At 71.2% G+C, this 5,155-nt stretch carries 5 protein-coding genes; all 5 read left to right on the top strand.

Annotation, left to right across the window (positions count from 1 at the left end):
- Positions 1-136 precede the first annotated feature (136 nt).
- Positions 137-982, top strand: a complete 846-nt coding sequence (locus AC07VC_RS16195) for a hypothetical protein (RefSeq protein ID WP_494724492.1) — start codon at positions 137-139, stop codon at positions 980-982.
- Positions 931-1,437, top strand: coding sequence for an LPXTG cell wall anchor domain-containing protein (locus AC07VC_RS16190; protein WP_494724491.1), 507 nt, complete (start codon positions 931-933; stop codon positions 1,435-1,437). The genes AC07VC_RS16195 and AC07VC_RS16190 overlap by 52 nt, the downstream gene beginning before the upstream one ends.
- Positions 1,438-1,760: 323 nt before the next feature.
- Entirely contained in the window at positions 1,761-2,483 is a 723-nt protein-coding gene (locus AC07VC_RS16185; protein WP_494675330.1) for a DUF5819 family protein, read from the top strand.
- On the top strand, positions 2,480-3,748 hold the full coding sequence (locus AC07VC_RS16180) for an HTTM domain-containing protein (RefSeq protein ID WP_494675331.1): 1,269 nt from the start codon (positions 2,480-2,482) through the stop codon (positions 3,746-3,748). The genes AC07VC_RS16185 and AC07VC_RS16180 overlap by 4 nt, the downstream gene beginning before the upstream one ends.
- Before the next feature lie 103 nt (positions 3,749-3,851).
- A partial coding sequence (locus AC07VC_RS16175; protein WP_494724490.1) for a DNA polymerase III subunit gamma and tau occupies positions 3,852-5,155 on the top strand: 1,304 nt, incomplete at its 3' end.

Raw genomic sequence — 5,155 nt, 5'->3', positions numbered from 1 at the left:
GCTGATGTCGATGCTGCTGCTGACACCGACGCTGCTGCGGATGTAGATGCCGCCGCTGATGTGGACGCTGCTGCTGATGTCGATGCTGCTGCTGACGTGGATGCTGCTGCTGATGTCGATGCCGCTGCGGATGTAGATGCCGCCGCTGATGTCGACGCCGCAGCTGACGTGGATGCTGCTGCTGACACCGATGCTGCTGCGGACGTGGATGCCGCAGCTGATGTCGATGCTGCTGCTGACACCGACGCTGCTGCTGACACTGACGCCGCCGCGGACGTTGACGCCGCTGCTGACGTGGATGCTGCTGCGGACGTGGATGCTGCTGCTGACACCGACGCTGCCGCGGACGTGGACGCCGCTGCTGATGTCGATGCTGCTGCTGACACTGACGCTGCCGCGGATGTCGATGCTGCTGCTGATGTGGATGCTGCTGCTGACACCGATGCTGCTGCTGACGTGGACGCTGCCGCTGACACCGACGCCGCCGCGGACGTGGACGCCGCTGCTGATGTCGATGCTGCCGCTGATGCGGATGCTGCTTCTGACACCGACGCTGCTGCGGATGTGGATGCTGCTTCTGACACCGACGCTGCTGCGGATGTGGATGCTGCTGCTGACACCGACGCTGCTGCTGATGTGGATGCTGCTTCTGACACCGACGCTGCCGCGGACGTGGATGCTGCTGCTGACACCGACGCTGCCGCGGACGTGGATGCTGACGCTGACACTGACGCTGCCGCCGATGTGGACGCCGCTGCGGACGTGGATGCTGCCGCTGACATGGACGCTGCTGCTGACACCGACGCTGCCGCCGATGTGGATGCTGCCGCTGACACCGACGCTGCTGCCGACGTGGACGCTGCCGCTGACACCGACGCCGCGGCTGACGCGGACGCGGACGCCGCCGCTGACACCGACGCCGCCGCTGACGTGGACGCCGACGCGACGGACGGCACGGACGCCGATGGCTCCGATGAGCTGACGCGCACGACGGTCGCGTTCTCCAGCGTCGTCCGCGGCACCGGAGTGATCCAGCAGGTGACGGGCACCGGGTTCACCCCCGGCGAGACCGTCTCCGCCACGGTGAACTCCACGCCGATGCCGCTCACCGCGCAGACGGCCGGACCGGACGGACGGGTGGTCTTCACCTTCCCGATCGGCGCCGACTTCGAGCTCGGTGCGCACTCGGTGACGGTGACGGGCAGCGAGTCCGGCCCGACCGATCTCCCGGACACCGACTTCACGGTGGTCGCGAAGACGGTCCCCGCCGGCCAGCCGGGCACGCCGATCCGTGGAGGGAACGGCGGCTACGGCGGCGGGATCCTCCCGGTCACCGGTGGCGGCTCCGACGGCCTGTTCCTGCTCGGCGGCATCGCGCTCCTGATGCTGCTGACCGGCGCGGGTGCACTGCACCAGAGCCGTCGTCGACAGGCCTGATGGGCTCGAGACGACGACGTTGACGGGCGGGTGGCCCACGGCATGAACGCCGTGGGCCGCCCGCCCCGAGTCGTCTCCCGCACGACCGGCTCGACCCGCACGACCGGCACGACCCGCACGACACACCCGATACGTGCTCTCTCAGCACCCGACGCACCAGGGGGACGGCGCTCATGACCCACACGACGCACGACCGCACTCGACCGGCAGACGCTGCGAGCGGATCCGATCGCCTCGACCCCGAGGCTGCTCCACGCGACGGGGCCGACGGCCCGAGACGTCCGCGTCCCAGCGCTCCTCCGGCGCTGACGCGCGGAGCCCGGGTGAGCGCGCTCGTCGCGGTCGGGGTCGTCATCGTCTACATCGCGACGACGATCCTCATGGCCGTCCCGCAGAACGACGCGACCCGTGCGCTCACGGCCCCGGCCCGTCCCTTCTTCTCCCAGCAGTGGAACGTCTTCGCTCCCTCCATCCAGAAGGCGAGCCGCTTCCTCGAGGTCCAGTCGCAGTGGCGCGACGAGTCGGGAGCCCTGGTCAAGAGCGACTGGATCCCGGTGACGGAGTCCGAGTACGGGGCCAGCGAGGGGCAGTTGCAGGGCTCGCGCACCAACAAGCAGAGCGCCAACCTCGTGAAGACGTACATGACCCGCTACCAGGCACTGTCGACCGAGCAGCAGGAGGTGGTGCGCGACACCTTCATCCGGCGCACCGACACGGGCTACGCGGCGAAGACCGCGGACTCGCTCATCGAGCAGCTCTCCGGGCTCGAGGACGGCACGCGGGGCCGCGTGATCTCCTTCCTCCGGCACGAGTACGTGGTGAAGGAGTTCGCGACGTACTGGAGCACGGCCTACTTCGGCCGCGACGTCGAGCGCGTCCGGTGGCGCGTGGTGACCACCCGGCCGAACGACTTCGACCGCCGCCTCGACGACGCCCGGCAGTACGAGCCGTCCGTGCGGACGTTCGGGTGGCGTCACGTCGACGACGTCATCGATCCCCAGGCGCTCAGCGTCTACCAGTCCGTCGTCGAGAGGTACGCACGATGAAGACGAGCACGCGCGACGAGCGTCCGACGCCCGCGGCCGGCTCCTGGGCGGGGCGCGCGCGCTCCGCACGGAGCCGTGCGGCCGCCCAGGACGCGACCCTCCTCCGGTCGCTCCGGACACCCGCGACCTGGCCCCGCGCCGCCGTGGGCTGGCTCACGGAGCGCGAGCACGCCACGTACAGCTTCGCGGCCCTCCGCATCACCCTGGGGCTCGTGATGATCGGCGTCCTGGTGACGAGCTTCGCCGACCGCCACTACCTGTGGGGGGTCGGCTCGCGCTTCGTCGACCCGCTCGTGCGGCTCCGCGACTGGCCCGACCTCTTCGGGAAGCTGTTCTCCAAGACCGACGCCACGCTGTTCGACCTCGCCTACCTCGTGCTCGCCGCCCTCGCCGTGCTGTTCACGCTCGGACTGCGCACGCGGATCGTCACGCCGTTCCTGCTGCTGTTCTGGGTGGGCCTGTCGACGAACAGCACGCTGCTCACCAACGGCGGTGACGTCGTCATGCGGCTCACCCTCTTCTTCGCCCTGTTCGCGGACCTGTCGCGGCACTTCTCGCTCGATGCCGTCCGGCGTCGCCGCGGTCCGGCGCGGCAGCCGGCTGCCTCCCTGGCGGGGATCCGCGCCCTGCTCGCGCGCGTCCCGCGCTTCGTGCCCGTGCTGCTCCACAACACGGCCCTGGTGCTCAGCGCGTACCAGATCATGCTCATCTACGTGAACTCCGCGATCCTCAAGCTGATGGGCGAGGAGTGGCGCGACGGGAGCGCCACCTACTACTCCCTCATGCTCGACGGCTACCGTCCGTGGCCCGCGCTCAACGACCTGCTCGTGCAGATGAGCCTCGGGGTGGTGCTCGCGAGCTTCATGGCCGTGGCGTTCCAGGGGCTGTTCCCGGTGCTGATCCTGTGGCGGCCGTCGCGCATCGTCGCCCTCGTCGTCATCACGGGGATGCACCTGATGATCGGTCTCCTCCTCGGCCTCTGGCCGTTCTCGCTGGCGATGATCGCCCTCGACTTCCTGTTCGTCCGCGATGCCACGTGGCGCCAGGGGATGGCGCTCGCCTCCCGGGTCCGCAGCAGCGCGCCCGGGTGGATCCGCGAGCGGATGCGCCCGGGAGAGGAGCGGCCCTCGGCCGCTCCCGGTGACGGTTCCGGATCCGGATCCGGATCCGGATCCGGATCCGCCGAGCCCGCCGACGAGCGCACAACGGGGGTCATCGCCCCCGAGGGCGAGGACGCCCCGGGCCGGGTCGCGGCCGATCGCTGACCTCGACGGCCGCCGTGCCCTCCCCGCCGGGAGGACGCGGCGGCCGTCCTCCGCGCCGACCGGCGCGGCCGGACGGTCGGGGGTGCCCGGTATCCTCAGGATCGTGGTCACCGCCCTGTATCGCCGTTACCGGCCAGAGAACTTCGCCGAGCTCATCGGCCAGACGCAGGTGACGGATCCGCTGCGCACGGCCCTCCGCACCAACCGCGTCAACCACGCCTACCTGTTCAGCGGTCCGCGCGGCTGCGGCAAGACCACCTCCGCCCGCATCCTCGCGCGCTGCCTCAACTGCGCGGAGGGTCCCACGGACACCCCCTGCGGCGTGTGCCCGAGCTGCGTCGAGCTGAGCCGCGACGGCAGCGGGTCGCTCGACGTGGTCGAGATCGACGCGGCGAGCCACAACGGCGTCGACGACGCGCGCGACATCCGGGAGCGCGCCGTCTTCGCGCCCGCACGCGACCGCTACAAGATCTTCATCCTCGACGAGGCGCACATGGTGACCCCGCAGGGCTTCAACGCGCTGCTGAAGATCGTGGAGGAGCCGCCGGAGCACGTGAAGTTCATCTTCGCCACCACCGAGCCCGACAAGGTCATCGGCACCATCCGGTCGCGCACGCACCACTACCCGTTCCGGCTCGTTCCCCCCGCCCAGATGCTCGACTACGTGGAGCACCTGTCGAAGGAGGAGCACGTGGAGGTCGCCCCGGGCGTCCTGCCGCTCGTCGTGCGCGCCGGCGGGGGATCGGTGCGAGACACGCTCTCCCTGCTCGACCAGCTCATCGCGGGCTCGGAGGACGAGAGCGTCGAGTACGAGCGCGCCGTCGCCCTGCTCGGCTACACGCACGCCGCCCTCCTCGACGAGGTCATCGACGCCGTCGCCCAGCACGATGCGGCGGCCGCATTCGCGGGCGTCGACCGCGTCATCCAGACCGGACAGGATCCGCGCCGCTTCGTGGAGGACCTCCTCGAGCGCCTGCGCGACCTCATCATCGTCGGCGCCACCTCCGTCGAGGGCGCCGCCGCCGTGCTCCGCGGCACCCCGGAGGACGAGCTCGAGCGCATGCGGGCCCAGGCCGTCGCGTTCGGCGCCGTCGAGCTGTCGCGCGCCGCCGACGTCGTCAACGCCGCCCTCACGGAGATGACGGGGGCCACGTCCCCGCGCCTCCACCTCGAGCTCCTCGTGGCCCGCGTCCTCGTGCCCGCCAGCGACGACACGCACCGCGGCGCCCTCGCCCGCGTCGAGCGCCTCGAGCGCCGGGTCGGCGTGGCGGACGCGTCGGCGGATCCGACGACCGAGGCCGCGCCGGCTGCCGTCGCTCCTGTGGCCCCCGCTCCCGTGGCCGCGCCTCCCGCCGCGGCGCCAGCACCGGCACCGGCTCCCGCCTCCGCGCCGGCCGCCGCCGCGCC

The organism is Clavibacter sp. GW821-FHT01D01 (genome assembly GCF_059422605.1).
Note: the sequence above shows the minus strand (reverse complement) of the source record. Positions and strands in the feature narration are given on the sequence as shown.

Excerpts from the sequence above, each read along its gene's own strand:
- AC07VC_RS16180 (WP_494675331.1), top strand. The coding sequence starts at position 2,480 with ATGAAGACGAGCACGCGCGACGAGCGTCCGACGCCCGCGGCCGGCTCC.
- AC07VC_RS16195 (WP_494724492.1), top strand. The coding sequence starts at position 137 with ATGCCGCCGCTGATGTCGACGCCGCAGCTGACGTGGATGCTGCTGCTG.